A 25,507-nucleotide genomic window follows, 5' to 3' on the forward strand; every position below is an offset into this window, starting at 1 on the left:
GGTCATGGCCAGCGCCGCTGATCAGAATCCCCGCACCCGCAGGCCTGCGCGCCTCTCGATATTCAGGACGGTGGAAACAACAGGAAACTCTTATGCACAGTATCGAAGCGCTGCTCGACTACCTGCGGCAGCACAAGCTGTACCTGACCACAGCGGAATCCTGCACGGCAGGGATGATCGTCGCCTTGCTGGCGAAGATTCCCGGCAGTGGTGAATGCCTGGACAGCGGCCATGTCGTCTATTCACCTGCCGCCAAGAAGCGCCTGCTAGGCGTGCGCCAGGAGACGCTGGATGCCTTCAACCTGACCAGCGAGGAAATTGCCCGGGAAATGGCCAGCGGCGCGCTGAATGGCAGCCCCGCCAATGTCGCAGTGGCGACCACCGGCGTAGCCGGCCCGGATGGGCAGGACGACATCCCGCCGGGCACGCTGTGTTTTGCCTGGGCGTTTCGTAGCGAATCGGGGGAGATGCACCTGTATTCCAGCACCGAGCATTTCGCCGGTGACCGCTCGCAGGTACTTGATGAAGCGGCAGAGTTCGCCCTGCTGCGCCTGCCGCACTGGCACGCGCAGCATTTGGCCGAGGGCTAGCGGCGAGCCTTGCCCGGCAGGATCGAGCCCAGCACCTGCTTGGTGGCCTGACGAATGATGCCACGCTGGTTCGGGTCGCCCTGCCACAGCGTGGTAGCGAACGTCTTCGCCTGGGCCAGGCTGATATGCGGCGGCAGCGGCGGCACGTCCGGGTCGGTCTTGAACTCGATCAGTACCGGCCGATCCGCCGCCAGCGCCTCTTCCCACGCCGGGGCGACATCTTCCTCGCGGTCGACATAAATGCCCTTCAGGCCGATCGACTCGGCGAACCGGTGGTAGGCGACGTTGGGGATGTCCTGCGACGCCGAGAATTTCGGATCACCCTCCATGGCGCGCTGCTCCCAGGTCACCTGGTTGAGGTCCTCGTTGTTGAACACCGCGCAGATCCAGCGCTTGTCCTGCCACTGCTGCCAATACTTGGCGACGGTGATCAGCTCGGCCATGTTGTTCATCTGCATCGCACCATCACCAACCAGCGCCACTACCGGACGATCCGGATGAGCGAACTTGGCCGCAATGGCATAGGGCACCGCTGCGCCCATCGACGCCAGCCCACCGGACAGCGAACAGAGCATGTCTTCGCGAATCTTCACATCGCGAGCGAACCAGTTGGCGCAGGAGCCGGAGTCGCAGGTCACTACGGCACGATCCGGCAGGCGCGGCGACAGCTCGAAGGCGACCCGCTGGGGATTGATCGGATCAGCCGAGGCCATGGCGCGGCGCTGTAGCGTGGTTTCCCATTGCCCGGTCCAGCGCTCGACACGCTTACGCCAAGTGCGTAGCGTCTTGCGTTCAAGCAGCGGCAGCAAGGCGCGCAGGGTCTCCGCGGAGTCGCCCTGCAGGTTGACCTCCATCGGGTAGCGCAGGCCGAGCATGTCCGCCTGGATGTCGATCTGCACGCCGCGCGCCTGGCCTTCCTTGGGCAGGAATTCGGCATAGGGGAAGCCCGAGCCGATCATCAGCAAGGTGTCGCACTCATTCATCAACTGGTAGCTCGGCTTGGTGCCAAGCAAACCGATGGAGCCGGTCACCCAGGGCAGATCATCGGGCAGTACCGCCTTGCCGAGCAGCGCCTTGGCGACGCCCGCGCCGAGCACCTCAGCAATCTGCGCGACCTCCTGACTGGCACCGAGCGCACCGGCGCCGACCAGAATCGCCACCTTCTTGCCGGCATTCAGCACCTCGGCAGCGCGCCGCAGATCCTCCTCGTACGGCAGCATCCGTGGACGGCTGTAACCGACACCGGAATGCAGGGTGCCGTGTTCCCGCGCCGGCTCCTCATAGGGCAAATCCTGCAGATCATTGGGCAGGATCATCGCGGTCACACGGCGATCACCCAGGGCGGTGCGGATGCTGCGGTCGACGAGATGACGAACCTGAGCCGGCGAGCTGGCCTGCTGCACAAAGGCACCCGCGACGTCCTTGAACATCGACAGCAGGTCCACTTCCTGCTGGTAGTGCCCGCCGAGCGCATTGCGCGCCTGCTGGCCTACAATCGCCAGCACCGGCATGTGGTCCATGCGCGCGTCATACAGACCGGTGAGCAAGTGCGCGGCGCCCGGGCCGGAGGTGGCAATGCAGACCCCCAGGTCGCCCGAGAATTTGGCATCGGCAGCCGCCATAAAGGCTGCCATTTCCTCGTGCCGCGCCTGAATGAAACGGATTTTGCCGTCTGCCCTGGCCAACGCACCGAATACGCCGTTGATGCCATCGCCCGGGTAGCCATAAATGCGTCGAACACCCCACTGATAGAGGCGTTCGACGATGAAATCTGCGACTGTCATGCTCATGGAAAACTCGCTCGAAGTTCAGGCCCGTGGCGGGCCGACATGGATGGAGTTGCCACGCGGCGTCAGCGTGCGCGACTGTAAGCCCGAACGCATCTCTGCGCAGGCGTAACAATCTTGACCGGAGCCAATCGGCGGAGGTTTAAGGTTTCTGCCAACCCGCCGCTACGCCTGCGTCTGGCCGCTGCCCAACGGCCTGGCGGTGCCTGCAAACCTCTCGGCAAAAAGATCGAACATGCAGCGCCCACCACCCTCAAACCACCTAGAGAGCAGACCGGAGGACGCATCATGAGCCAGCGAGTACCTAGCGAAGATCCCACCCAGGCGCCCGGCGCACTGGACGCGCCAGGCGAGCCCGCGCCCCTCGGCCATCCCCATGAACCGGATAACGATGTCTTACCGGACAAGCCACAGCCCGACCCTGTTTGAGCGCGGGCACCCGGTCATTCATCAACCATCAGTAGGAGTGAATCCATGGTCGCCTTTGAACCGCAATCGCAACCCACTCGACAGCAGCCCGCACGCCAGAACGTAAGGGGTTGGGAACGCTTGCTGTCCATCGGCGGAGGCTTGTTGCTTGCCGCGCTGGGCGCCGGCAAACACGGCCAGCAGGGTACCCGCCAGTTGAGCGCCGGCAGCCTGTTGCTGCTGCGTGGCCTGAGCGGCCATTGCAGCGTGAAAAGCGCCATGGACGATCCGTTGGGAGAAATCCGCTACCTGCGTGCTCGCGTGCAACGCCTGCAAGAGCTGGTATTGATGGCCGAGGAGCTGGCCGACCGCACGCGTGCCACGCCAATGGCAACTGCGCCGACAGCACCGATCACGCCGGTGACTCCGGCGCCGATGGACATCGAAACCTCAGTTGCGGATGAACTGGCCAGCCGCGAACAGAGCCGCTGAGCAGAGACGCGCAGCCCCTTTCAAGCATGAACAGGTGTAGCCACATGGATAACGACAGCAACGAGCGGCCGCACAAGCGTCCGCCGACCCTTATATCTGGGCACTGGCAGCATGATGCTGAAGAACAGCTGCGCGCCCGTATCCACACGGATCAGTCGCATAATGATGAGTTGGAAGCGCTGGCAAGCATGGCCCGCTCGACTATCGCCGATCTGGAAAATCTCGACGCCGCGCATGGGCCGGATCGGCTGAGTGAAGCTGCGCGCCAGCTCACGGCGCTGCGCGACGCCCTCAACAATGTCCGCAGTGACGCGGTAGACAGTGTCGATCGCTTCGCTCGCGCCCATCCTTTCTGGTTGGCAGCGGGCGGTCTGGCCTTTGGTTTGGCGCTCAGCCTGGTGTTACGCAAACCTGAACGCTTTCCCGGTAGATACGTGCGAAAAGGAGCCCTGTGATGAACGACGATCCGCGGCAACAACCTCCAATGGAGCCTTCTCTGCTCGGCCTGCTACGCCAGCTGACACGGGAAGTGCAGACGCTGTTCACCAAAGAGCTGGCATTGGCGAAGGTTGAGCTGAATGCCTCGCTGCAAGCCACCAAGACCGGCATCGCGGCCGTCGCTGGCGGCGCCATCGTGCTGCTGTGCGGCCTGCTGATGCTGCTGCTCTCTGCCGTATATGGCTTGAGCACCGTGGTAGCGCCCTGGCTGGCAGCATTGATCGTCGGCGTCGTGGTCGTGGTGATCGGTTTGATCATGCTCAGGATCGGTCAGCAGAAATTCGCGCCGTCTCAACTCACCCCCGAACGCACCCTGGACTCCTTACAGAAGGACAAGGAAGCCGTGCAGAGGCAAATGTCATGAGTACTCATAGCACCATCGCAGCCGAATCGCTGAAAGCCCCGGATGTGCTCGAGCAGGAAATCGATCAGCAGCGCAGCCGCATCGACGCGTTGATCGACGACGTCGAGGCGCGCCTAACGCCGCAACGCCTCATCGATCAGGCGTTGGCTTACGGGCGCGAAAGTGGCGGGCTGGAACTGGCCGAGCGGCTGGGGCAAACCATCAAGTCCAATCCGGTGCCTGTCGCCATGACCGCTATCGGCCTGGCCTGGCTGGCGATCGAGCAGACTCGCGGGCGCCCGCAGCCAGTCGAGGAGTTTGCTGAGCCGACCGACCACGAATCGTTGGCCGATGCCTTGCACGAAGCCAAACAGGCGCTGCACCAGAGCACCCACGCAGCCAGACAGAAGTTGCATGACCTGGCGGATGGCGCGCAAACCGTAAAGGATCAAGTGAAACACGGCGCGGACAAGCTGAACGGAGCGCTGCATCGCCGCCCGTGGGCATTTGTCGCCGCAGGCTTGGCAATCGGCGCGGTCGTCGGCCTCGCTGGGCTCGGTCGCAAGGACGAGCCCGAGGCTTATGACATCCCCAACCTGGCCGAGGGTTTCGAGGATATCGACGACGAGCCACCGTTCCGCCCTGGCGCGATCTGATCAGAGGCGTGTGCGACCCTGGTCAACAAGCCAGGGCCGCCATACAGATGGCGATAGGACAGAAACGAAAAAAGCGCCCTAGGGCGCTTTTTTGCGTTGCTTCCGGGTGTTCAGTGGGCCCTGGAAGCGATATATGGCGCAGCGGACGGGACTCGAACCCGCGACCCCCGGCGTGACAGGCCGGTATTCTAACCGACTGAACTACCGCTGCGCATACTACGAGTTGGTGGGTGATGACGGGATCGAACCGCCGACCCTCTGCTTGTAAGGCAGATGCTCTCCCAGCTGAGCTAATCACCCTTCACTCTCGAAGTGGGGCGCATTCTAGAGAGCGCCCTGCACCTTGGCAACCCCCTTTGCGAAAAAAATTTATTGTCGTTCCAAAGGCTTAGGATTCATCAGCGTTTCAGCACGGAAACTGCCCACGCCTCGATACAGGGTTGGCCTAATGGCTCGCCGAAAGGAATAATGCGCCCTCGCGCTGGTCTGATCATCGCGCGGCGTCTTCACCCTTGCCGCCAGACTGCCCACGCCCTGCAAACCCTGCAGACGCTCTGCGCCCGAACACACGATTTTTCGCGCCTCACGCGCGCCCGCAAACTGGAGACACCCCGCCCATGTGGTTTCGCAACCTGCTGGTCTATCGCCTCACCCAAGACGTTCCCTTCGACACCGAAGCACTCGAAAAAGCCTTGGCCGCCAAGCCTGCTCGTCCCTGCGCGAGCCAGGAACTGGCCACCTATGGTTTCGTTGCTCCATTCGGCAAGGGCGAAGATGCCCCGCTGGTGCATGTAAGCCAGGGATTCCTGCTGATATCGGCGCGCAAGGAAGAACGCATCCTGCCGGGCAGCGTGGTCAAGGACGCCGTCAAGGAGAAGGTCGACGAAATCGAAAACGAGCAGATGCGCAAGGTCTACAAGAAGGAGCGCGACCAGATCAAGGACGAGATCGTCCAGGCCTTCCTGCCGCGCGCCTTCATCCGCAAGTCGGCGACCTTTGCCGCCATCGCGCCAGCGCAAGGTCTGATCATCGTCAACGCCTCCAGCCCGAAGCGCGCCGAAGACCTGCTTTCTACCCTGCGTGAAGCGATTGGCTCGCTGCCGGTTCGCCCACTGACCGTGAAAATTGCCCCAAGCGCGACCATGACCGACTGGGTCAAGGCCCAGAAGGCCGCCGACGACTTCCACGTGCTGGATGAATGCGAACTGCGCGACACCCACGAGGATGGCGGCATCGTGCGCTGCAAGCGCCAGGATCTGACCGGTGAAGAAGTGCAGTTGCACATGACCTCGGGCAAGCAGGTCACCCAGCTGTCCCTGGCCTGGCAGGACAAGCTGTCTTTCGTGCTCGACGACAAGCTGGTGGTCAAGCGCCTGAAGTTTGAAGACCTGCTGCAAGAGCAGGCCGAACAGGATGGCGGCGATGATGACCTGGGCCAGCAGGACGCCAGCTTCACGCTGATGATGCTGACCCTGATCGAGTTCCTGCCGGCCTTGTTCGAAGCCCTCGGCGGCGAAGACACCCCGCAAGGTCTCTGAATTCGCACAAGCCCGCGCGGTGGACGGCGCCTTAACCGTCCACCGCGCCGCGCTCACCCGCAGCATGCAAAAAAGCATCTGCCGGGCGTCCTGCGCCCCCTGCAGCTATAAGCTTTCGTTGAAATCCAACAATAACCGGCTTCGTAGCTCTCCCGGCTTCGAGCCTAGCGACACCTCATTACGAGAATCACCGCCATGCCTGCCTTGATCGCTCTGAGCCGCTTCGTCGGCAACACCTTCGCCCTGTGGGTACTGCTGTTCGCTGTTCTGGCCTTTCTGATCCCGAGTGCCTTTCTGCCGCTGACCGCGTGGATCGTGCCGCTGCTGGGCCTGATCATGTTCGGCATGGGCTTGACGCTCAAGGCCGAGGACTTCCGCGAAGTGGCCAGGCATCCGGTTCGGGTGCTGATCGGCGTGCTGGCGCAGTTCATCATCATGCCGCTGCTGGCCTGGCTGCTCTGCAAGGTGCTGGGCTTGCCGGCAGAAATCGCAGTGGGGGTGATTCTGGTCGGTTGCTGCCCTGGCGGTACTGCGTCGAACGTCATCACTTGGTTCGCCAAAGGTGATCTGGCGTTGTCGGTCGGCATCACTGCGGTGACCACCTTGCTGGCACCAATCGTGACGCCCGCGCTGATCTGGCTGCTGGCCTCCGAGTGGTTGCCGGTGTCGTTCTGGGCAATGTTCAGTTCGATTCTGCAGATGGTCTTGCTGCCCATCATCCTCGGCCTGGTTGCTCAGCGCTTACTGGGCGAACGGGTCAAACTGGCAGTCGACGTACTGCCCCTGGTGTCGGTCGTATCGATCGTCGCCATCGTCGCCGCCGTGGTCGCGGCCAGCCAGGCGAAGATCGCCGAATCCGGTTTGTTGATCATGGCGGTGGTGATCCTTCACAACAGCCTCGGACTGGGCATCGGCTATCTGGCCGGGCGACTCTGCGGCATGCCACTGGCGCAGCGCAAAACGCTGTCCATCGAGGTGGGCATGCAGAACTCGGGCCTGGGCGCGGCGCTGGCCAGTGCGCATTTCTCGCCACTGGCGGCGGTGCCCAGCGCCTTGTTCAGCGTCTGGCACAATCTCTCGGGGCCGTTACTGGCCACGCTGTATCGACGCATGAAAGACGACAAGCACACCGACTGACCAAGGCTTTATCCCCGGCGCAGGTTTCGTGCACACTATTGGAGCACGCCAGGGACGACCCTGGGCCCACGTGCTGAATTGTCGGGGACGACCCCATTGCCACGTGGAGGTCAAAGTGTCCTGGATCATCCTGTTCTTCGCCGGCCTGTTCGAGGTCGGCTGGGCTGTCGGTCTCAAATACACCGAAGGTTTCACCCGCCCTCTGCCTACCGTGCTGACCGTCACCGCGATGCTAGTCAGCCTTGGCCTGCTTGGCCTGGCCATGAAAGAGCTGCCGCTAGGCACCGCCTATGCCATCTGGACCGGCATCGGCGCCGTGGGCACGGTCATCGCCGGCATCATCCTGTTCGGCGAATCGATGGCGCTGCTGCGCCTGCTCAGTGTGGCGCTGATCATCTGCGGCCTGATCGGTCTCAAAGTGAGTCACGCCTGAAAAGACAGAGCCCGCCGATTGGCGGGCTCTGTCTTTGAGCAAGCGGCCTAGCCGCGCCTCTGGGTCGAGCGCAGCGACGCTCGGGAACGTACCGGAACAGCTCAGCGCCTGTCACCACGCAACGCAGCCACCTCGGCCTGCAATACCTGCCGCGTAGCCGCGGTGGCCTCGATGGGAGTTCCTGCGACCAACTCCACCCGCGACCAGAAACGCCGGAACAGGCGCTTCTGCGGATCACGGCTGAAGAAGCTGCCCCACAACCCGCCCAGCGCCATGGGAATCACCGGCACCGGGTTGTCCTGCAGAATACGCTCGACGCCCGCCTTGAACTCGTCGATCTCGCCGTCGGCGGTCAGTTTGCCTTCCGGAAAGATGCATACCACTTCGCCGTTGCGCAGGTATTCGCCGATGCGCTTGAACGCCGCGTCGAACACCAGCAGGTCCTCGCTGCGCCCGGCAATCGGCACGGTGCCGGCGGTGCGGAAGATGAAGTTGAGCACCGGCAGGTTGTAAATCTTGTAGTACATGACGAAACGGATCGGCCGGCGTACCGCGCCACCAATCAGCAGCGCGTCGACGAACGACACGTGGTTGCACACCAGCACCGCCGCCCCTTCGTCCGGGATCGCCTCCAGGCCCTTGTGCGACACCCTGTACATCGAGTGGCCAAGCAGCCAGATAAGGAAGCGCATGGTGAACTCGGGAACGATCTTGAAGATGTAGCTGTTGACCGCCACGTTCATCAGGGAAATCACCAGGAACAGCTCCGGGATCGACAGACCTGCCACGCTGAGAAGGAGGATCGACACCAGCGCCGACACCACCATGAGCAGTGCGTTGAGGATGTTGTTGGCGGCGATCACCCGAGCGCGTTCGTTCTCGGCGGTGCGTGACTGGATCAGCGCATACAGCGGCACGATGTAAAAACCGCCGAACACGCCGATACCGAGAATCGAGCCCAGCACCCACCAGGTATGCCCGTAGCCGAGTAATGCCAGCCAATCGTGTGGTTGCGCCGCCTGCGGCACGCCACCCGAGCCCCACCACAAGAGAATGCCGAACACCGACAAGCCAATGGAGCCGAACGGCACCAGGCCAATCTCCACCTTGCGCCCGCTCATCCGCTCACACAGCATCGAGCCGAGCGCAATGCCCACCGAGAATACGGTGAGAATCAACGTGACCACGCTTTCATCACCGTGCAGCCACTCCTTGGAATAGGCTGGAATCTGCGTCAGGTACACCGCGCCGAGAAACCAGAACCATGAGTTGCCAAGCATGGAGCGCGACACCACTTTTGGTCGCGTGAGCCCCATGCGCAACGTGAACCAGGTCTGGCGAAGGATGTTCCAATCCAGCTGCAAGCTTGGCAACGCCGCATCGGCACGCGGGATGGCGCGACTGGCGAGGTACCCCAGCGTCGCAAACAGCACCACCGAGGCAGCGACGATCACGCTGTAATTCGCGCTGGTCAGCATAATCCCGGCGCCGATCGTGCCGGCCAGAATGGCCAGAAAAGTGCCCATCTCGATCAATGCGTTCCCGCCCACCAATTCCTCGGGTTTCAGCGCCTGGGGCAGAATCGAATACTTCACCGGGCCGAACAGCGCGGACTGCATGCCCATGACGAACAACACCGCGAGCATCAGCGGCAGGTTGCCGAGCAGCACACCGGCAGCACCGACCAGCATGATGAAAATCTCGAAGAACTTGAGCCGGCGGATCAACCAGTCCTTGGCGAATTTCTCACCGAACTGGCCGCCCAGCGCGGAAAACAGGAAGAACGGCAGGATGAACAGCATGGCCGCGACGTTGACCAGCAGGCTGCGGTCGGTGTCGAGGCTGAGTTTGAAGAGGATGGCGAGGATCAGCGACTGCTTGAAGATATTGTCGTTGAACGCGCCCAGCAACTGGGTGATGAAGAACGGCAGGAAGCGCCGGCTCTTCAACAGGGCGAATTGCGATTGCTGGCTCATCGATACCTTCCCTATTGGATACGCTGAGCATTGGACTGCAACTGCTCGGGCAAAGCTACATCCGAGAGCATTAATGTTGGTGCGACACGCCATTGCTCAGCGGTGCGATGCCATCAATTGAACAGCGGATTGCCGCGCAACCGCGCCACGGCCAGATCGACGAAAGCGCGCACCTTGGCAGGCGCCTGGCGCCCCTCTGGATAAAGCACGTGAATCGGCAACGGCGGCTCCTCGAAGGGGCCGAGCACGATCTGCAGCGCGCCCTCCTGCAGGGCCGGGCCGACCTGATAATGCAGAACGCGGGTCAGCCCCCAACCGGCTCGGGCAGTAGCGATCGCCGACTCGTTGGTATTACATTGCAGGACGGGATCGACAAGCACCCGCTGCCCTTCTGCAAAGCGCCACTCTGGTGAGGCCCAGGCGCTTTGCGATACGACGATGCGGTGGTTTTTCAAACCGGCAGGGGTAGATGGCACGCCGTATTTCTGCAGATAGGACGGCGCTGCGCAGATCACCCGACGCACCGCGCCGACCTGAATGGCAGTGAAGCCCGAGTCCGCCAGGTGGCCGATACGAATCGCCACGTCGATGCCCTCATCGACGATGTTCACCGGGCGGTCGACGAAAAAGGTGCGCGCATGCATGCCCGGGTAGGCATCTAGGTAATCAAGCACCAGCGGCAGCACGTGCAGGTGGCCGAACATCGAAGCCGCGGTGATGGCCAGCGTGCCGGACGGCTCAGCGTAGTGACCGGCGGCGGCCATTTCCGCTTCGGCGATATCGCCGAGAATCCGCCGACAGTCCTGCAGGTAGCGGCTACCCGCATCGGTGGTTTTCACCGAGCGTGTGGTGCGCACCAGCAGCCGCGCGCCGATCAGATCCTCGAGGCCGGCAACGATGCGCGTCACCGCCGGCGCACTCATGTGCATCTGCCGCGCCGTGCTGGTGAAGCTGCCGGTTTCCGCAACCTTCACAAATACCCGCATCGCCTGCCAACGATCCATCCGCTTGTCGCTCCTCTGCTTAAGCGTTGGCTGCGCTAGTGACGCAGCGAAGGGAGTATGCCGTATCCGATGGCTGCCGAAAGGCGATGCGACTGCGTATTCAGAACCTGCTCTCGATCATTCAAGACTGGTTCGCGAAATCGATACCAGTGACAGGAACGTGGCGACACCATCTGCTCCCACCGTAGGGTGGACAACGCTCTTTTTGTCCACCATTGCGATTGCAGAGCGGTGGATGGGTCGGGCCGCGTAGGTGAAGCGTCATCCACCCTACAGCCTGCTCCTTGCGAGGTATTGCGATAGCTGTCATCGACGCGCTTTTTGTGGGAGCGCGCCATGCGCGAAAAAATCGCGGGCACGGCCGGCTCCCGCAGGGAGAATGCAGCTATCTGCTTCTGCCTCCAAATCCTCAAGCAACCCGAGACCCTCGGACGATGGCGCCCCGCTACTCAGAAACCGAAGTCACTGAGCCCCGGATGATCATCGGGCCGGCGCCCTAGCGGCCAGTGAAACTTGCGCTCGGCTTCGCTGATCGGCTGTTCGTTGATGCTGGCGTGGCGAGCGCGCATCAGGCCGTCTTCGGCAAACTCCCAGTTCTCGTTGCCATAGGCGCGAAACCACTGGCCGCTGTCGTCACGGTACTCGTAGGCGTAGCGCACGGCGATGCGGTTGCCAGTGAAGGCCCACAGTTCCTTGATCAGCCGGTAGTCGAGCTCGCGGTTCCATTTGCGGGTCAGGAAGGCTTCGGCCTCGGCACGGCTGCTGACAAACTCGACTCGGTTGCGCCAGCGGGTATCGACGGTATACGCCAGCGCCACTTTGACGGCGTCGCGGCTGTTCCAGCCGTCTTCGGCCAAGCGTACTTTTTCGATGGCGGATTGTTCATTGAACGGAGGTAGCGGTGGACGGGACATGGCAGAACCCTTCATTTACGTTAAGAACACAGGTTATGGGTGAATGTCAGAGCGCCAGTTCAAGGCGGTCGTCATCGGCGCCTTGCGGCTGCGCCGGTACTGCACAGCAGATCAGCACTTCGTTGTCGCCTAGCTTGGCGGCAGGTTGTTTCAGATAACTCACCGCACCTTTCAGCAGGCGGGTTTTGCAGGTACCGCACGAGCCTTCGCGGCAGTTGAATTCCGGCTCCAGGCCGCGGGCCTCGGCCAGCTCCAGCAAGGTGCCGGAACCCGGTGTCCAGCGCCCTTCCTTCAGCGACTCGGTAAACAGCACCGGTACCGGCTCGGTGGCGGGCGGCAGTGTCACGGCAACCGTCGTTGGTTGATCGCTACTGCGCACCAGCGACGCAGGGCCGAATCCCTCGGCATAAATACGTTTGTCGGCGATGTTGTAACCGCGTAGCCCGTCATACAGCCCTTGGGTGAAAGCCGGCGGCCCGCACAGGTAGAACGCGTAATCACCGAATGCCAGATAGCGGGTCAGCAGCGCCATATCAATACGCCCTGCCGTGTCGTAATCGACGCCCGGCTCGGCACCACGGGTGTCGCTGAGAACGCGCACCAGTTTCACCGCCCCCTGGGCTGCGGCGACCAGATCGGCCAGCTCACGGTCGAAGGCGCGCTCGGCTTTCGAGCGCGCCGCGTAGAACAGGGTGACCGGCCTGATCCGCTGCTGGCGCCAGCCCTCGTAAACCACATGCCGCAGCATCGCCAGCATCGGCGTGATGCCGATACCACCGGCCAGCAGCACCAATGGACGCTCCTCCTGCGCATCGAGCGTGAACGCACCGGCTGGCGCTCGGGCTTCGATCAGGTCGCCCTCGCGCAGCCTGTCATGGATAAATTGCGAGGCTCGCCCTTCACGTTTGACGCTGATCCGGTAGACGCCATCGGACGGCGCGACCGACAAGGTGTAGGTGCGAATCAGCGGCTTTTCATCGGCGCCAAGCCTCAGCCGAATCGGCAGGTGCTGGCCGGCTAGGTGCGGCAGCAGCCCATCGCCATCGACAGGTTCAAGGTGCAGCGAGCGGATCGACTGACTTTCCTGAACGATGCGCGCGACCTTCATCGGCCGCCATTGCGTGGCGTATCGGGCGGCGCGTAACCGGTCAGCAGCCTGCAGCCAGTTACCGGTGAGCAGCGAGCTGTCCGCCCAACCGTCGCTGCGCAACGTCCAGCGCAAGGCCACCGCACCTGGGCGGCGCACGATACGCCGCGCCCGGAACGTCCACAGCCGCTCGGCGCCTTGGAAGGCAGCGATTTCTGGTGATTCGAATATAACCTCGGCATCACCGCTCATCTGCAGCACATCGCCCGTGGCGAAATCCACGAACAGCAGGCCGGCCTTGCCGTTGAGCAGTATGTTGCCAAGGGTGGAAAAGAACAGGTTGCCGTTGAAATCCGGGATGGTCAGCGTGCCGTCGGCCTCGACCCGTACAAAGCCGGTGTTACCACCACGGTGCGAGACGTCGACCTGGCGATGCCCTTCGACATCGGCATAGGTCGCGACGAAGAACGTATCTGCTCCTCCGATCAACGCCCGCGCTGCTGCATCCAACACCGGGAGCTCTTTCACCTCGCTGCCGAACGGGGCCGCCGGATCACGGGAAAAGGTGAAGTCGCGCTGCTGGATATAGCGCGGGCAGTTGCCGAAGCTCTCTTTGACCGCGACCCGCAGGCCCTGCGCACCGGCAGTCACCAAGCCATTGATACGGTTGCGCCGACGGGTATGCAGTTCGATGCCCAGCAGGCCAAGCGCAGCGCCATCGCCCATTCCTTGCGCGATGGGATCATCGGGGTGCGGGCGGGCAGCGATGTCCAGCGTGGCGGCCGTCGGCGAGGCGATGAAGCCAACTTGCCCTTCGAGCAGGCTGGCCCAGGCATCGTCTTGGGCATCCACGCTGCCCAGCACGATAAACGGTAGCTGGGCATAGAAATCGCGATGCTGATCGGGCATGAAGCTACGTACCGCGCGCTTGCCGACCGCATTCATCCGCTCGGCGACGCCAAGTTTTTCCTGGATGAAGGTTTCGCCCTGGTGCCAGATAGCAGGCGTGTTCGGGTGGTCGGCCATGTGCGGATCTCCTCAGTGGCGGCGGCGTGGCGGATCAGGCGTTGGCGGTCAGCCCGGCAGCGGTCTCGGGGATGGCGACGAAGCCCGGCAGCGCCTCGATGCGCGCCAGAAACGCCCGGACCTGTGCGTAGGACGACAGGTCGACATTGCCTTCCGGCGCCCGGGCCAGGTAGCTGTACAGCGCCACATCGGCGATGGTCGGGTGGTCGGCTGCCAGCCACTGGCGACCGCTTAGGTGACGCTCCAGGCGAGCGAGCAGCACGTGGGCGCGAGCAATCACCTCTTCAGCGTTGAGGTCGTAGCCGAATACCGTGATCAGGCGTGCCGCACACGGCCCGTAAGCCAGCTCGCCTGCGGCCACGGACAACCAGCGCTGCACAGCGGCTGCGCCAGCGGGGTCTTCCGGCAGCCAGTCAGTGCGCCCGGTTTTCTTGGCGAGGTAGACAAGGATGGCGTTGGCGTCTGCGATGACGACGCCGTCGTCTTCCAGCACCGGCACCTGACCGAACGGGTTGAGCGCCAGAAACTCAGGCTGCTTGTGTTCACCCGCAGCGAGGTCGACCTCTACCAGTTCGGGCTTGAGGCCAAGCAGCGAGGCGAACAGAACAGCGCGATGGGCATGCCCTGAGAGTGGGAAGTGATGGATTTTCATGGGTCGGCTCCTGGCTGACGGTGGACCGGGAGAGTTCCCGATTCGTGAGGCCAGCTTGCGACAGGTTGCCGAGTTGAGGAATACGCGTTATTGGCACTACTTTATTGCGGTAAGTGGAACAATCTCGACCTTAGATCGGCAACTGCCCCAGCGCCCAGCGCAGCAGGAAGAAGATCACTAGGCCACCGCCGATGGTCGCCAGCAGATGCCGAGTAACCACCGCAATGGCGATTGTCGCCAAGCCGGCCAGTAGGTGGGCGTTGTCCCAACTCAGCGCCCAGTTCTTGCCGTCCGGAAGCAGCATGGCGGGCACCACGATGGCAGTGAGCACCGCCGTTGGTACGTAATGCAGGGCCTGACGTACTGCCTGGGGAAAGCGCAGATTGGGAAAGGCGAATAGGCTGTAGCGCGTGGCGAAGGTGATCGCCAGCATGCCGAAGATCAGGATCCAGTTTTCCATCAACAAAGCTCCTGCTGCAGCGGCGACCGCTGATACCGCTCCAGCGCTACGCCGACAACGATGCCTGCAAAGGCGGCAGCCATCAGCCCGAGTTTGTATGGCAAGTCATGAAAGATCAGGGCGGTCACGGCCGCCACCAGCGCCGCCGCAATCTGCGGGCGATTGCGCAGCATCGGCACGACAATGCCGACGAACGTGGCAATCATGGCGAAATCCAGGCCCCAGGCGGCGAGGTTCGGCACCGCCTGGCCAAATACAAGGCCGATCAGCGTGCAGCTTACCCAGTTGCCGTACATGGCCAGGCCGGCACCCAGGAAGTACCAGTGTTTGTTGGGTGAGTCATCACTTTGCGCGTAGCGCTGCTGCACCACCGCAAAGGCTTCATCGGTGAGCCAGAAGGCCAGCGGCACGCGCCAGCGCTTGGGCAGATGACGAACGAAAGGCTGTAGCGTGGCGCTGTACAAGGCGTGGCGCAGGTTCACCACCAGGGTGGTCAGCCATAACACCGCCAGCGTGGCGCCGCCACCGAGCAGGCTGATGGCAATGAATTGCGCGGAGCCGGCGAACACCAGCACCGACATGCCGACGGTCTGCCAGGCATCGAGCCCGGCGGCACCGGCCAGGCTGCCGTAGATGATGCCGAACGGCATGGCGCCGAGCAGCATGGGCAGCATGTCGCGCAGGCCCTGGAAGAATTCGTGTTGACGGGACATACCAAAAACCCTGTAGAAGCCCCGACCTCGGGGCGAATCGCGAAGACTGCGCAGTCACAACGGCAAAACCCAAATCGCACCGCCTGCACTCGCATGGACGCGCAGTCCAATGGAGCTACCCAGCAGCGCACAAGGTTAAGCGGTCAAGTTGGCGGCGTCTTGAACAATCATACGCAAGCGAGGCGATCGCACACCGTAGCCTGGCGCAGTAACTGGCCTGTTCGCGATCCCAATCGGTGTGCTCAAACGCCGAAGCGTGCCTCCAGCCCGGCCTTGACCACCGGCCACTCCTGATCGGTGATGCTGTAGATTACCGTGTCATCGAGGCGCCCGTCGGCCAGGCGACGGTGGTTGCGCAGCAGCCCTTCGCGGATCGCGCCGAGCTTCTCGATGGCGCGCTGCGAGCGCAGGTTGCTGCCGGCGGTTTTCAGCTGCACACGCACCATCTGCCAGCTTTCGAAGGCGTGGCGCAGCATCAGGTACTTGATCATGCTGTTGAGGCCGGTGCCGTGCTGGCCGGCGTCGAGCCAGGTCCAACCAATCTCCACGGCCGGCAGGGTCGGCATGAAATCGGCGAAGCGCGTGGTGCCGACCAATTGCTCGCCCAGACGGATCACGAACGGTAGCGCCCGATCCTCGCGCTGCTCGTGCAGGGCCTGGCGATACCAGTCCAGGCGCTGGGTGCCGCTCATGTAGCTCAACTCCTGGCGGTTGGCTTCGGCCAGGGTCACCAGGGCCGGGATGTCGCCATCGAGCAGCGGCTCGATGCGCAGGGCGCCACGTTGCAGCGTGATCAACTGCGGCTTGAACATTGATTCTCTCCACGAACAGCGGCGAAGGCCCGTCAGTCTCGCACCGAATGCGGGGCCTGTCTGCCATGAACCAGGTTGCAACAGCGTGCCGCAGCGGCGCCCGTCATGCATGTGCGACCTTGGTCGCGCCTGACGTTGCGGCGCTTTGCTGCGACACTACTGGGGTGTCTTCGCTGCCCTCGATATCCGCACGCTCAGGTGCACGAGAGCGTGCCAAGATACGACCCAAGCAAGCCCCCTAAGTTTTCTCCGGAGTCTGCATGTCGCTGTCCAGCTGGCTAATCGCGGCGGTCGCCCTGCTCTACATGACCGTTCTGTTCGCCATCGCCTTCTACGGCGACCGTCGGCGCAAGCCGCTGCCGCCGCGCGTGCGCGCCTGGGTCTACAGCCTGTCGCTGGCGGTGTATTGCACCAGTTGGACTTTCTTCGGTGCGGTCGGCCAGGCCGCCGAGCAGCTGTGGTCATTTCTGCCGATCTACCTCGGGCCGATGCTGCTTCTGCTCTTCGCCCCTTGGGTGATCGAGAAGATGGTGCTGATCAGCAAGCAGGAAAACATCACCTCGATTGCCGACTTCATTGCAGCACGCTACGGCAAATCCCAATCGCTGGCGATCGTCGTCGCGCTCATCTGCCTGGTCGGCGTGCTGCCCTACATCGCCCTGCAGCTCAAGGGTATCGTGCTCGGCGTGAATCTGCTGATCGGCTCGGAGACCGATCCCGACGGCACCCGCGCCCAGGACACCGCCCTGGTGGTGTCGCTTATCCTGGCGCTGTTCACCATTCTGTTCGGCACTCGCAACCTCGACGTCACCGAACACCACCGCGGCATGGTACTGGCGATCGCGTTCGAATCACTGGTCAAGTTGCTGGCGTTCTTTGCGGTGGGCGCCTTCGTCACCTACGGCCTGTACAACGGCTTCGGCGACCTGCTCAGCCAGGCGCAGCGCAACACCGAACTGGAGGAATACTGGGCGGTGGCGGTGAACTGGCCGGCCATGCTGGTGCAGACCGGCATGGCGATGATCGCCATCATCTGCCTGCCTCGCCAGTTCCACGTCACCGTGGTGGAGAACACCGAACCGCGCGACCTGCGCCTGGCACGCTGGGTATTTCCGCTGTACCTGCTGCTTGCCGCGCTGTTCGTGATTCCCATCGCCCTGGCCGGGCAGATGCTGCTGCCAGGCGGCGTCAGCCCGGATTCATTCGTGATCAGCCTGCCCCTTGCCGAAGCCCATCCTGCCCTGGCCCTGCTGGCCTTCATCGGCGGCGCCTCGGCCGCCACCGGCATGGTGATCGTCGCCTCGGTGGCGCTGTCGACGATGATTTCCAACGACATGCTGCTGCCCTGGCTGCTGCACCGCAAAAGCACCGAGCGGCCGTTCGAGGCATTCCGCCACTGGATGCTCACCGCGCGCCGGGTCAGCATCGTGCTGATCCTGCTGCTGGCCTACGTGTGCTACCGCCTGCTCGGCACCAACGCCAGCCTGGCGACCATCGGGCAGATCTCCTTCGCCGCCATCGGCCAACTGGCGCCCGCCATGTTTGGCGCCCTGGTATGGAAGCAGGCCAACCGCCGCGGTGTGTTCGCCGGGCTGATCACCGGCGCCGCGCTGTGGGTCTACACGCTGGTACTGCCGGTGCTGGCCCGCGGCCTGGGCTGGCCGCTGGATATATTCCCTGGCCTGCGCACTCTGCTGTATGCGCCGATTGGTTTCGAAGTAGACGCCCTGACCCGCGGCGTGGTGCTGTCGCTAGCCGGCAACCTGACGCTGTTTGCCTGGGTGTCATCCTTCTCGCGCACTCGAGTGTCCGAGCACTGGCAGGCCGGGCGCTTCGTCAACCACGACTTCGGCAACAAGGCCGGCGGGCGCACCTCACTGGCGGTGCAAGTTAACGACCTGCTGTTGTTGGCCGGTCGCTTCGTCGGCGAGGAGCGCGCTCAGCACAGCTTTAGCCGCTTCGCTGCCCGCCAGGGCAAAGTGTTCAACTCGGCGCAGCCGGCCAACAGCGAATGGATCGCCCACACCGAGCGCCTGTTGGCCGGCGTACTCGGCGCCTCGTCGACGCGCGCAGTGGTCAAGGCGGCCATTGAAGGCCGCGACATGCAGGTCGAGGATGTGGTGCGCATCGTCGACGAAGCCAGCGAGGTGCTGCAGTTCAACCGCGCCCTGCTGCAGGGCGCCATCGAGAACATCAGTCAGGGCATCAGTGTGGTCGACCAGTCGCTGCGCCTGGTGGCCTGGAACCACCGCTATCTGGAAATCTTCGACTATCCGGAGGGGCTGATCTGTGTGGGTCGGCCGATTGCCGAGATCATCCGTTTCAATGCCGAACGCGGCATGCTCGGCAGCAGCGATGTCGAAGAGAGCGTCACCAAACGCCTGTACTGGATGCGCCAGGGTACCGCGCACAGCTACGAGCGGGTGTTTCCCAATGGCCGGGTCATCGAACTGATCGGCAACCCGATGCCGGGCGGTGGTTTCGTCATGAGTTTCACCGACATCACCGAATTCCGCGAGGCCGAACGCGCCCTTAAGGCCGCCAACGAAGGCCTGGAGCAGCGGGTTGCCGAGCGGACCTTTGAGCTCTCGCAGCTGAACAAGGCGCTGACCGCGGCCACCGGGGTTGCCGAAGCGGCCAACGCCTCGAAGACGCGCTTTCTCGCCGCAGTCAGCCATGACCTGATGCAGCCGCTGAACGCCGCGCGGCTGTTCTCTGCCGCCCTCTCCCACCAGGAAGAAGCATTGCCGCGCGAGGCCCAGGAACTGGTCCGCCACCTGGACAGCTCATTACGCTCCGCGGAAGACCTGATCAGCGACCTGCTGGACATTTCGCGCCTGGAAAATGGCCGCATCACTCCGGACCGCAACGCCTTCGCCCTCAACAGCCTGTTCGACACACTGGGCGCCGAGTTCAAGGTGCTGGCGGCAGAGCATGGCCTCGACTTCCATATGCAGGGCAGCACGCTGCGCGTCGACAGCGACAGCAAGCTGCTGCGCCGCGTGCTGCAGAACTTCCTCACCAATGCCTTCCGTTACGCCAAGGGCCGCGTGCTGCTGGGCGTACGCCGCCAGGGCGGGCACCTGCGCCTGGAAGTCTGGGATCGCGGCCCGGGGATTCCCGAGGACAAGCGCCAGACCATCTTCGAGGAATTCAAACGCCTGGACAGTCACCAGACCCGCGCCGAAAAGGGCCTGGGCCTCGGCCTGGCCATCGCCGACGGCTTGTGCCGGGTGCTCGGTCACAGCTTGGAGGTGCGCTCCTGGCCGGGAAAAGGCAGCGTGTTCAGCGTCACCGTGCCGATTGCCCGCAGCCAGACACCGGTCGTGCAGCGCCCACGCCTGGAGGGCAGTGGCCAATTGCTGACTGGCACCCAGGTGCTGTGCATCGATAACGAAGAAAGCATCCTCACCGGCATGCACAGCCTGCTCTCGCGCTGGGGCTGCCAAGTGTGGTCGGCGCGTAACCGCGCCGAATGCGAAGCATTGCTCGACGGCGAGGTGCGCCCGCACCTGGCGCTGGTCGACTATCACCTCGACGAAGGCGACACCGGCACCGAGCTGATGGCCTGGCTGCGCACGCGCCTGGGTGAGCCGGTGCCCGGCGTGGTGATCAGCGCCGACGGCCGCCCCGAGCTGATCGCCCAGGTGCATGCCGCCGGCCTGGATTTCCTGCCCAAACCGGTGAAGCCGGCCGCCTTGCGCGCGCTGATCAGCCGGCACCTGCCGCTGGTGTAAGGCGGGACTGGCCCTCATAGGGTGGATGACGCTGTTTCCAAGCATCTGCACTGAACATTGAAAATGTTTGAAGCAGTTATCTGTCAACGCCTCCATGTCGAACAGATGCCGGGGTGGTTAAGGCGCAATTGACTGAACGGTAGGTCAGTCCGTACCTGAGTACCACGTTCGCTCTCGAGTGGTTTTACTGGGATCAATGGCATATATAGTCCCGCAGACTATCGTGCCCGCCAATGATCAGCTCACGAATGATATCGAGCTGCTTGCCCTCGGGATCAAGTTCGCGGTTATCGAAGCGCGCTGACCACTGGATCAGGGTCTGGTCCAGCCCGCAGATAGGGACCAGCTTCACCGTCATCACGTAGTCTTCCACCGGCATCGGTGCTTCCTCGAAACGGTAGGAAAAGCTTAATTGGCTGTCATCCATCGCCAGCAATCGCTCGCGCAGGATGGCGCCGTTTTCCAGGGTAAGACGGCGAATGCAGCCAACGAGACCGCCTGGCTTGCTGTCCTCGATCAAACTCTCGGAAATAGCCGGGTGCCATTGGCTAATGCCACCGAATTGCTTGAGTAACTTCCACACCTGGTTGGCGCCACTGTCGATCAGGGCGTTGTAGTGAACTGAAGGCATTGGGGACTCCTGCAGGCTTTGGCCTGCATGGCTGTTGGGAATGGCATTGATGAAGGCCGCGCCGCGTTCTGCGGATACGGCCTATACGTCGGGCTGTGTCACATCGTGCGGCGTCGTATGTCTATCGCCGAGCTGAGCGGTCTCTGAGTAAGTAGCCGCTGCCAGAGGCAGGGCATTCCCCATCAGCCGCTGCAACTGGCACAGATAGCGAGACCCTGGCACGAGCCGCTAACCGCAAAACCGCTGGGGCTTGGCCGCTTATGATCGGGCCAGCTGTTGAACGGATTCACCGATCGGCGTGTCTCCCTGAGTCAGTTCGATGATCACTCGGCTTACGTTCGGGCGGAGGATGATCTCCAGCAGCGTGGCAGCCACGTCGTCGCGTGACACCTCGCCATAGGGGATCGCCAGACCGGCGCGTACCTTGCCAGTACCCACAGTGTCGAGCAGGGTGCCAGGGCGGAGGATGATCCAGTCCAGATCGCTTTCGGCCAGATGCACGTCGGCCCGCTTTTTGACCGCCATGTAGTTCTCGAAGGTCTCGGATACTTGCTTGCCGCGAGAGGCTTCGGGGAATGCGGAAACCAGCAGGAAACGCGCAACCGCCGCCTTTCGCGCTGCCGCGACAGCCAGTTCCAGGCCCTGGCCGTCGATGGCGTTGGTCATCTGTGGGCCGCCCTTGCCGCCCGCGCCTGCGCTGAACACCACAACATCGCTGCCGGCCATCAGCGCTGCGAGTGCATCCACATCCAGCTCCAGCAGGCTGCCCTGCACTGGGATCGCCCCGAGCGACTTCAACTCCTCGGTCTGTTCCGGGTTGCGGTACAAGGCCAGCGCCTGATGACCATTCCTGCTCAGTTGCTGGGACAGTCGGCGGCCAATCTTGCCGGCGCCGCCGACTATGAATACCTGGCTCATCTTCGTCTCCTTTCATGGGGTGGGGTCGAGCGATACACCGTCGTGAAGGCCTCGGCTCGGCAGTTCGACCCGCTCTGCCGGGGCCTGCGTCTGGTCAGAGAAATCAGCCTTCGAACTGGTGATAGACCTTGGCGATGACCTTCCACGCACCGTCGATGCGGATCAGCGTCAGGTAATCGTTGTAGTCAGCACCGATGGCGTCTTTCTCCATATCGACGCGCACGACGGCGGTGGTCGGGGTGATCGCCAGCACATCCAGGCGGGTTCTGATGCCAGGGGCTTTGCCGTTCTTTTCGATGAAGTCGAATAAGTTGGCAATCGGGCCACCCATGAGTTCACCGTTGGTGAAGCCGTACATCACCGCATCCTTGTGGAAGGCCTCTGCCACGTTTGCAGCGCTACCGACCCGCAGGCCATCGACGTACTTCTGAGCCACTGCGATCACCGCATCGTATTCACTGGTGGCAACTGCCTTGGTGTTCTTGCTCATAGCGTTTCTCCAGGTCAAAGAGAGCGTGCCAATCGTCGCTGGACGTTCTGCATCGCGGTGTACCGGGCGTAGTTACACGGACTGCGAATTACGGGGCGACGTGGGTGTGGTAGATCTTGCTGACTACCATCCACTTGCCCTCGACTTTCAACAGGTTGAAAAAGTCGGTGAAGCAGAAGCCCGAGATATCGTTGGTATCGATACGCGCACTAGCGGCAGTGCCGACGATATCGATAGTGACGATTACGCCCTGAGCCTCAGGGGAGGGCCGGAAAGGCGGGTTGTCGATCGTATCGAACAGACTCTGAATCGGGCCGCCGGCCAACTTGCCGTCGGCATCGACGCCGAAGATGGTTGCCTGCTCATTGAAGGCCGGTTTCATGATGCTGCTCTTGGCGTGCTTACCGCCTTCGTTGTACTGGTTCAGTACTTCGACGATGGCCTGGTATTCATGTACGTAGATTGGTTTGCTCATGATGTGATCCTTTCTTTGGAAATTAATGAATAAGCCCGCAAGCGTCTTCGGGTAAGAAGATCAGCCCTGTGGGTTCCCGCGCGATAGCTCTTGGGCCCTCACCAGTCCTGTCGGGTTGGCGAGATAATCAAGTCGTTCACGGTTACGTTGGCCGGCTGGTTGAGTGCGTAAACCACTGCTTTGCCGATGTCGTCGGGGGAGATGGCGATCTTGTTGAGTTCCTTGGCGGCCTTGCGCCCCGCGGGATCTTCAACCTTGTCTGCCCAGCCGGTGTCGATCACGCCTGGGCTGATAGTGCCCACACGAATGCCATGCTTGACGCCCAATTCCTTGCGCATCGACTCGGTCATCGCCTGCACGAAGAACTTGCTGGCGCTGTACACCCCGGCAGCGTCAGCGACCTGATGACCCGCGACTGAGGCCATGTTGAGTACGTGGCCCGACTTCTGCGCCAGCATCTGCGGCAGTACCGCAGCGATCATGTTGAGATAGCCCTTGATGTTGACATCGATCATCTTGTTCCAGTCGTTGACGGCGAGGTCGGTCCAGTTGGAGAACAGCATCAGGCCCGCGTTGTTGATCAGAATGTCGATGGAGCCGTAGGTGTCCTTGGCGAATTGCGCCAGGGCATGGGCGTCGTCGAGGTTGGTCACGTCAGTTACCTTGCCGACCGCCTCAACGCCGCTGGCGCGTAGCTCCGCGACGAACGCATCGAGAGCTGGCTCGTCGATCGCCGCGGCGACGATGCGCACGTTGTGAGCGGCCAACGCACGTGCAGCAGCGGCGCCGAGACCGGAAGACGCGCCGGTAATGACGATGACTTTCTGATCCAGATAATTCATGTATCGACCCTTCATACCTGCGCCCGCAGCAGCGAGCGCGTGAGTGGTGGCGAATGCCTGGGCACTCGCCATGGATGGCTCCGGCTGCGTGGCGCCGGACGGCTCTCAGTAGTTACCCGTCGGCCAGTCGGTGTAGCCCTTGGCTCCACCGCCGTAGTAGCTCTCGCGTGGTGCGATCGTCAGAGCTGCACCGGTGCGCAGGCGCTGCACCAGATCCGGGTTGGCGATGAACAGGCGGCCAAATGCGACGGCGTCGATCTTGTTCTCGGCGCGACGTTCGATGGCCATGTCCAGGTCGTAGTTGTTATTGCCGATGTATGGGCCCGCGAACAAACCGCTCAAGGCATCCATATCGACACCTTCCGGCACGTCGCGACTGGTCGCCGTTGCGCCTTCGACGAAATGCAGGTAGGCCAGGTTGAGCGAATTGAGCTCAGGCACCAGATAGCCGAACAGGGCCATTACGTTGCTATCCGGCGGTGTATTACCGGCGTCGGGAGTCACGGGGGAAAGGCGGATGCCGACACGTTCGCTGCCCCATATCTCGATCACTGCGCGGGTGACCTCCAGGGTCAGGCGTGCCCGGTTCTCGATAGAGCCACCGTACTGGTCGGTGCGCTGGTTGGTTGAGTCGCGCAGGAACTGGTCGAGCAGGTAGCTGTTGGCCGAATGAACTTCCACACCGTCGAAGCCGGCACGCTTGGCGTTGCTGGCTGCGACGCGGTACTGCTCGATAATCCCGGGGACCTCGCCGGTTTCCAGCGCGCGGGGCATGGACACTGGCACGAACCCCTCGGTGGTGTAGGTATCGCCTTCGGCTTTGATCGCCGAGGGTGCAACGGGTGCCTGACCATCAGGCTGTAGCGCGACGCTGGAGAAGCGGCCGACGTGCCAGAGTTGCAGCACGATTTTGCCCCCTTCGGCATGCACGGCTTCGGTCACTTTCTTCCAACCAGCGGTTTGCTCCTCGCTCCAGATTCCTGGCGTAGCGGCATAGCCACGCCCTTGCGCGGAAATGTTCGTGGCCTCCGCGATGATCAGGCCAGCCGAAGCGCGTTGGGCGTAGTAGGTGGCGTGCAGTTCGTTGGGGATACCGTCTTCCGCATAGCGGCTGCGAGTGATCGGGGCCATGACGATGCGGTTGGAGAGCTCGATGGCGCCCATGCGGGTGGGCTCGAACAGGTCGGTACGAGTGGTATTGTCAGTCATGTGAAATCCTATTTAGTAGACCAGTCGTCTAGTTTTCAGGTAAAAAAAAGCCGCTCACCCGAGCAGGCTTTTCGTCATGGTCAGTGCCGATTCGAAGGGCCGAGTAGAGCGGTTTACTTTGGCCATCAGAGAGGCGCCGAGCCACATCTGATAAAGGGCCTCGGCTAGCGCAACGCTGTCCGTGGTAACGACGCTGCCATCACTGATACCGCGCTCGATGCTCCCGGCAATCAGCTTGACGATTCTGCCGGTACCTTTATCCAGCACCTGACGCATGACCTCGGAGAGGTCGCAAACTTCCGCACCCAGTTTCACCACCAGGCATTTGTTGTAGAGCGAGTCGTCATGCTGGGTTTCGATCCAGTACTGGAAGTAACCCAGAAGGCTCTCTGCTCCATTGGCCTGTTGATTGAGAATCGGGGCTATACGCGCCAGGTACTCATCGAAATACTCGTCAAGCAATGCCTGCCCGAATTCTTCCTTCGATTTGAAGTAGTAGTAAAACGACCCCTTGGGCACACCTGCGGTACTCAACACCTCGTTGAGGCCCACTGCGGTGTAGCCCTTGTGAGTCATCAGCGCCCTGGCAACAGTAAGGATGTGCTCGCGCATTTCGTTAGCGGGTTTCTTCATAGTGAAAATAGTCTACCAACAATTAGACCAGTCGTCTATGGAGACT

Annotated in this window: 26 protein-coding genes and 2 tRNA genes; 10 read left to right on the forward strand and 18 right to left on the reverse strand. The window is 62.4% G+C overall.

Going from position 1 to position 25,507, the window contains the following annotated elements; genetic code table 11:
• Positions 1–92: 92 nt before the first annotated feature.
• Entirely contained in the window at positions 93–590 is a 498-nt protein-coding gene (locus BLS60_RS11205) for a CinA family protein (protein WP_092367919.1), read from the forward strand.
• On the opposite strand, the gene BLS60_RS11210 is transcribed toward BLS60_RS11205, so the two are convergent.
• Positions 587–2,380, reverse strand: a complete 1,794-nt coding sequence (locus tag BLS60_RS11210; RefSeq protein ID WP_092367922.1) for a thiamine pyrophosphate-requiring protein — start codon at positions 2,378–2,380, stop codon at positions 587–589. The genes BLS60_RS11205 and BLS60_RS11210 overlap by 4 nt on opposite strands.
• A gap of 285 nt (positions 2,381–2,665) precedes the next feature.
• Between BLS60_RS11210 and BLS60_RS21480 the strand changes: the two genes are divergently transcribed.
• From BLS60_RS21480 to BLS60_RS11235, 5 genes are read left to right on the forward strand one after another with little or no spacing between them, the layout of a single operon-like run.
• Entirely contained in the window at positions 2,666–2,806 is a 141-nt protein-coding gene (locus BLS60_RS21480; protein ID WP_167357664.1) for a hypothetical protein, read from the forward strand.
• Positions 2,807–2,851: 45 nt separating this feature from the next.
• Positions 2,852–3,277: a YgaP-like transmembrane domain gene (locus tag BLS60_RS11220; protein WP_070881798.1), complete on the forward strand. Its 426-nt coding sequence runs from the start codon at positions 2,852–2,854 to the stop codon at positions 3,275–3,277.
• A gap of 44 nt (positions 3,278–3,321) precedes the next feature.
• The gene (locus BLS60_RS11225) at positions 3,322–3,732 is read left to right on the forward strand and encodes a hypothetical protein (protein ID WP_092367925.1); all 411 of its coding nucleotides are present in this window, start codon (positions 3,322–3,324) and stop codon (positions 3,730–3,732) included.
• Positions 3,732–4,139, forward strand: coding sequence for a phage holin family protein (locus tag BLS60_RS11230; RefSeq protein ID WP_070881796.1), 408 nt, complete (start codon positions 3,732–3,734; stop codon positions 4,137–4,139). Before BLS60_RS11225 ends, BLS60_RS11230 begins: the two co-directional genes overlap by 1 nt.
• Positions 4,136–4,774 (forward strand): DUF3618 domain-containing protein, encoded by a 639-nt coding sequence (locus BLS60_RS11235; protein WP_092367928.1) that lies wholly within the window; start codon positions 4,136–4,138, stop codon positions 4,772–4,774. Before BLS60_RS11230 ends, BLS60_RS11235 begins: the two co-directional genes overlap by 4 nt.
• A gap of 134 nt (positions 4,775–4,908) precedes the next feature.
• Here the strand turns inward: BLS60_RS11235 and BLS60_RS11240 are convergent.
• Both BLS60_RS11240 and BLS60_RS11245 read right to left on the reverse strand, forming a co-directional pair.
• Positions 4,909–4,985 (reverse strand) — tRNA-Asp (locus BLS60_RS11240).
• 13 nt (positions 4,986–4,998) lie between these two features.
• A tRNA-Val gene (locus tag BLS60_RS11245) sits at positions 4,999–5,074 on the reverse strand.
• A 317-nt stretch (positions 5,075–5,391) separates the two neighbouring features.
• Between BLS60_RS11245 and rdgC the strand changes: the two genes are divergently transcribed.
• The 3 genes from rdgC to sugE all read left to right on the forward strand — a co-directional run bounded on the left by rdgC (position 5,392) and on the right by sugE (position 7,882).
• Positions 5,392–6,312, forward strand: coding sequence for a recombination-associated protein RdgC (gene rdgC / locus BLS60_RS11250; protein ID WP_092367931.1), 921 nt, complete (start codon positions 5,392–5,394; stop codon positions 6,310–6,312).
• A 195-nt stretch (positions 6,313–6,507) separates the two neighbouring features.
• Positions 6,508–7,449, forward strand: a complete 942-nt coding sequence (locus BLS60_RS11255; RefSeq protein ID WP_092367934.1) for a bile acid:sodium symporter family protein — start codon at positions 6,508–6,510, stop codon at positions 7,447–7,449.
• A gap of 115 nt (positions 7,450–7,564) precedes the next feature.
• Complete coding sequence (sugE, locus tag BLS60_RS11260; RefSeq protein ID WP_092367937.1) at positions 7,565–7,882, forward strand: quaternary ammonium compound efflux SMR transporter SugE; 318 nt, start codon at positions 7,565–7,567, stop codon at positions 7,880–7,882.
• Between the two features lie 101 nt (positions 7,883–7,983).
• Here sugE and BLS60_RS11265 read toward each other — a convergent pair whose 3' ends face one another.
• The 8 genes from BLS60_RS11265 to BLS60_RS11300 all read right to left on the reverse strand — a co-directional run bounded on the left by BLS60_RS11265 (position 7,984) and on the right by BLS60_RS11300 (position 16,526).
• Positions 7,984–9,858, reverse strand: a complete 1,875-nt coding sequence (locus BLS60_RS11265) for an MFS transporter (RefSeq protein ID WP_092367940.1) — start codon at positions 9,856–9,858, stop codon at positions 7,984–7,986.
• A gap of 113 nt (positions 9,859–9,971) precedes the next feature.
• Positions 9,972–10,862, reverse strand: coding sequence for a LysR family transcriptional regulator (locus tag BLS60_RS11270; RefSeq protein ID WP_092367943.1), 891 nt, complete (start codon positions 10,860–10,862; stop codon positions 9,972–9,974).
• Between the two features lie 449 nt (positions 10,863–11,311).
• Complete coding sequence (locus BLS60_RS11275) at positions 11,312–11,776, reverse strand: nuclear transport factor 2 family protein (RefSeq protein ID WP_092367946.1); 465 nt, start codon at positions 11,774–11,776, stop codon at positions 11,312–11,314.
• Between the two features lie 46 nt (positions 11,777–11,822).
• Entirely contained in the window at positions 11,823–13,889 is a 2,067-nt protein-coding gene (locus tag BLS60_RS11280) for a 2Fe-2S iron-sulfur cluster-binding protein (RefSeq protein ID WP_092367949.1), read from the reverse strand.
• A gap of 34 nt (positions 13,890–13,923) precedes the next feature.
• Entirely contained in the window at positions 13,924–14,541 is a 618-nt protein-coding gene (locus BLS60_RS11285; RefSeq protein ID WP_092367952.1) for a glutathione S-transferase family protein, read from the reverse strand.
• A 130-nt stretch (positions 14,542–14,671) separates the two neighbouring features.
• On the reverse strand, positions 14,672–15,001 hold the full coding sequence (locus BLS60_RS11290) for an AzlD domain-containing protein (protein ID WP_092367955.1): 330 nt from the start codon (positions 14,999–15,001) through the stop codon (positions 14,672–14,674).
• Positions 15,001–15,714 carry an AzlC family ABC transporter permease gene (locus tag BLS60_RS11295; protein WP_092367959.1) on the reverse strand — a complete coding sequence of 238 codons (714 nt, stop codon included), beginning with the start codon at positions 15,712–15,714 and terminating at the stop codon, positions 15,001–15,003. The genes BLS60_RS11290 and BLS60_RS11295 overlap by 1 nt, the downstream gene beginning before the upstream one ends.
• A 242-nt stretch (positions 15,715–15,956) precedes the next feature.
• Positions 15,957–16,526 carry a GNAT family N-acetyltransferase gene (locus BLS60_RS11300; protein WP_070881786.1) on the reverse strand — a complete coding sequence of 190 codons (570 nt, stop codon included), beginning with the start codon at positions 16,524–16,526 and terminating at the stop codon, positions 15,957–15,959.
• Positions 16,527–16,786: 260 nt separating this feature from the next.
• Between BLS60_RS11300 and BLS60_RS11305 the strand changes: the two genes are divergently transcribed.
• Entirely contained in the window at positions 16,787–20,263 is a 3,477-nt protein-coding gene (locus tag BLS60_RS11305; protein ID WP_092367962.1) for a hybrid sensor histidine kinase/response regulator, read from the forward strand.
• A 193-nt stretch (positions 20,264–20,456) separates the two neighbouring features.
• Here the strand turns inward: BLS60_RS11305 and BLS60_RS11310 are convergent, their stop codons facing one another.
• The 7 genes from BLS60_RS11310 to BLS60_RS11340 form a co-directional block, all read right to left on the reverse strand.
• Entirely contained in the window at positions 20,457–20,894 is a 438-nt protein-coding gene (locus BLS60_RS11310; protein ID WP_092367965.1) for an SRPBCC family protein, read from the reverse strand.
• Positions 20,895–21,152: 258 nt separating this feature from the next.
• Positions 21,153–21,812: an SDR family oxidoreductase gene (locus tag BLS60_RS11315; RefSeq protein ID WP_092367968.1), complete on the reverse strand. Its 660-nt coding sequence runs from the start codon at positions 21,810–21,812 to the stop codon at positions 21,153–21,155.
• A 103-nt stretch (positions 21,813–21,915) separates the two neighbouring features.
• On the reverse strand, positions 21,916–22,302 hold the full coding sequence (locus BLS60_RS11320; RefSeq protein ID WP_092367971.1) for a nuclear transport factor 2 family protein: 387 nt from the start codon (positions 22,300–22,302) through the stop codon (positions 21,916–21,918).
• An 88-nt stretch (positions 22,303–22,390) separates the two neighbouring features.
• Positions 22,391–22,777 carry a nuclear transport factor 2 family protein gene (locus tag BLS60_RS11325; protein ID WP_092367974.1) on the reverse strand — a complete coding sequence of 129 codons (387 nt, stop codon included), beginning with the start codon at positions 22,775–22,777 and terminating at the stop codon, positions 22,391–22,393.
• Positions 22,778–22,875: 98 nt separating this feature from the next.
• Complete coding sequence (locus BLS60_RS11330; protein WP_092368229.1) at positions 22,876–23,619, reverse strand: SDR family oxidoreductase; 744 nt, start codon at positions 23,617–23,619, stop codon at positions 22,876–22,878.
• A 105-nt stretch (positions 23,620–23,724) separates the two neighbouring features.
• Entirely contained in the window at positions 23,725–24,828 is a 1,104-nt protein-coding gene (locus tag BLS60_RS11335; RefSeq protein ID WP_092367977.1) for an alkene reductase, read from the reverse strand.
• Between the two features lie 54 nt (positions 24,829–24,882).
• Positions 24,883–25,461 (reverse strand): TetR/AcrR family transcriptional regulator, encoded by a 579-nt coding sequence (locus BLS60_RS11340; RefSeq protein ID WP_092367979.1) that lies wholly within the window; start codon positions 25,459–25,461, stop codon positions 24,883–24,885.
• Positions 25,462–25,507 lie beyond the last annotated feature (46 nt).

Source organism: Phytopseudomonas seleniipraecipitans, from assembly GCF_900102335.1.
In the GTDB taxonomy this organism is placed as follows: domain Bacteria; phylum Pseudomonadota; class Gammaproteobacteria; order Pseudomonadales; family Pseudomonadaceae; genus Aquipseudomonas; species Aquipseudomonas seleniipraecipitans.

Excerpts from the sequence above, each read along its gene's own strand:
- BLS60_RS11230 (WP_070881796.1), top strand. The coding sequence starts at position 3,732 with ATGAACGACGATCCGCGGCAACAACCTCCAATGGAGCCTTCTCTGCTC.
- BLS60_RS11205 (WP_092367919.1), top strand. The coding sequence starts at position 93 with ATGCACAGTATCGAAGCGCTGCTCGACTACCTGCGGCAGCACAAGCTG.
- BLS60_RS11330 (WP_092368229.1), bottom strand. The coding sequence starts at position 23,619 with ATGAATTATCTGGATCAGAAAGTCATCGTCATTACCGGCGCGTCTTCC.
- BLS60_RS11310 (WP_092367965.1), bottom strand. The coding sequence starts at position 20,894 with ATGCCTTCAGTTCACTACAACGCCCTGATCGACAGTGGCGCCAACCAG.
- BLS60_RS11255 (WP_092367934.1), top strand. The coding sequence starts at position 6,508 with ATGCCTGCCTTGATCGCTCTGAGCCGCTTCGTCGGCAACACCTTCGCC.
- BLS60_RS11315 (WP_092367968.1), bottom strand. The coding sequence starts at position 21,812 with ATGAGCCAGGTATTCATAGTCGGCGGCGCCGGCAAGATTGGCCGCCGA.
- BLS60_RS11285 (WP_092367952.1), bottom strand. The coding sequence starts at position 14,541 with ATGAAAATCCATCACTTCCCACTCTCAGGGCATGCCCATCGCGCTGTT.
- BLS60_RS11325 (WP_092367974.1), bottom strand. The coding sequence starts at position 22,777 with ATGAGCAAACCAATCTACGTACATGAATACCAGGCCATCGTCGAAGTA.
- BLS60_RS11290 (WP_092367955.1), bottom strand. The coding sequence starts at position 15,001 with ATGGAAAACTGGATCCTGATCTTCGGCATGCTGGCGATCACCTTCGCC.
- BLS60_RS11275 (WP_092367946.1), bottom strand. The coding sequence starts at position 11,776 with ATGTCCCGTCCACCGCTACCTCCGTTCAATGAACAATCCGCCATCGAA.
- BLS60_RS21480 (WP_167357664.1), top strand. The coding sequence starts at position 2,666 with ATGAGCCAGCGAGTACCTAGCGAAGATCCCACCCAGGCGCCCGGCGCA.
- BLS60_RS11220 (WP_070881798.1), top strand. The coding sequence starts at position 2,852 with ATGGTCGCCTTTGAACCGCAATCGCAACCCACTCGACAGCAGCCCGCA.
- BLS60_RS11300 (WP_070881786.1), bottom strand. The coding sequence starts at position 16,526 with ATGTTCAAGCCGCAGTTGATCACGCTGCAACGTGGCGCCCTGCGCATC.
- BLS60_RS11320 (WP_092367971.1), bottom strand. The coding sequence starts at position 22,302 with ATGAGCAAGAACACCAAGGCAGTTGCCACCAGTGAATACGATGCGGTG.
- BLS60_RS11265 (WP_092367940.1), bottom strand. The coding sequence starts at position 9,858 with ATGAGCCAGCAATCGCAATTCGCCCTGTTGAAGAGCCGGCGCTTCCTG.
- BLS60_RS11225 (WP_092367925.1), top strand. The coding sequence starts at position 3,322 with ATGGATAACGACAGCAACGAGCGGCCGCACAAGCGTCCGCCGACCCTT.
- BLS60_RS11210 (WP_092367922.1), bottom strand. The coding sequence starts at position 2,380 with ATGAGCATGACAGTCGCAGATTTCATCGTCGAACGCCTCTATCAGTGG.
- rdgC (WP_092367931.1), top strand. The coding sequence starts at position 5,392 with ATGTGGTTTCGCAACCTGCTGGTCTATCGCCTCACCCAAGACGTTCCC.
- BLS60_RS11305 (WP_092367962.1), top strand. The coding sequence starts at position 16,787 with ATGTCGCTGTCCAGCTGGCTAATCGCGGCGGTCGCCCTGCTCTACATG.
- BLS60_RS11280 (WP_092367949.1), bottom strand. The coding sequence starts at position 13,889 with ATGGCCGACCACCCGAACACGCCTGCTATCTGGCACCAGGGCGAAACC.
- BLS60_RS11340 (WP_092367979.1), bottom strand. The coding sequence starts at position 25,461 with ATGAAGAAACCCGCTAACGAAATGCGCGAGCACATCCTTACTGTTGCC.
- BLS60_RS11295 (WP_092367959.1), bottom strand. The coding sequence starts at position 15,714 with ATGTCCCGTCAACACGAATTCTTCCAGGGCCTGCGCGACATGCTGCCC.
- BLS60_RS11270 (WP_092367943.1), bottom strand. The coding sequence starts at position 10,862 with ATGGATCGTTGGCAGGCGATGCGGGTATTTGTGAAGGTTGCGGAAACC.
- BLS60_RS11235 (WP_092367928.1), top strand. The coding sequence starts at position 4,136 with ATGAGTACTCATAGCACCATCGCAGCCGAATCGCTGAAAGCCCCGGAT.
- BLS60_RS11335 (WP_092367977.1), bottom strand. The coding sequence starts at position 24,828 with ATGACTGACAATACCACTCGTACCGACCTGTTCGAGCCCACCCGCATG.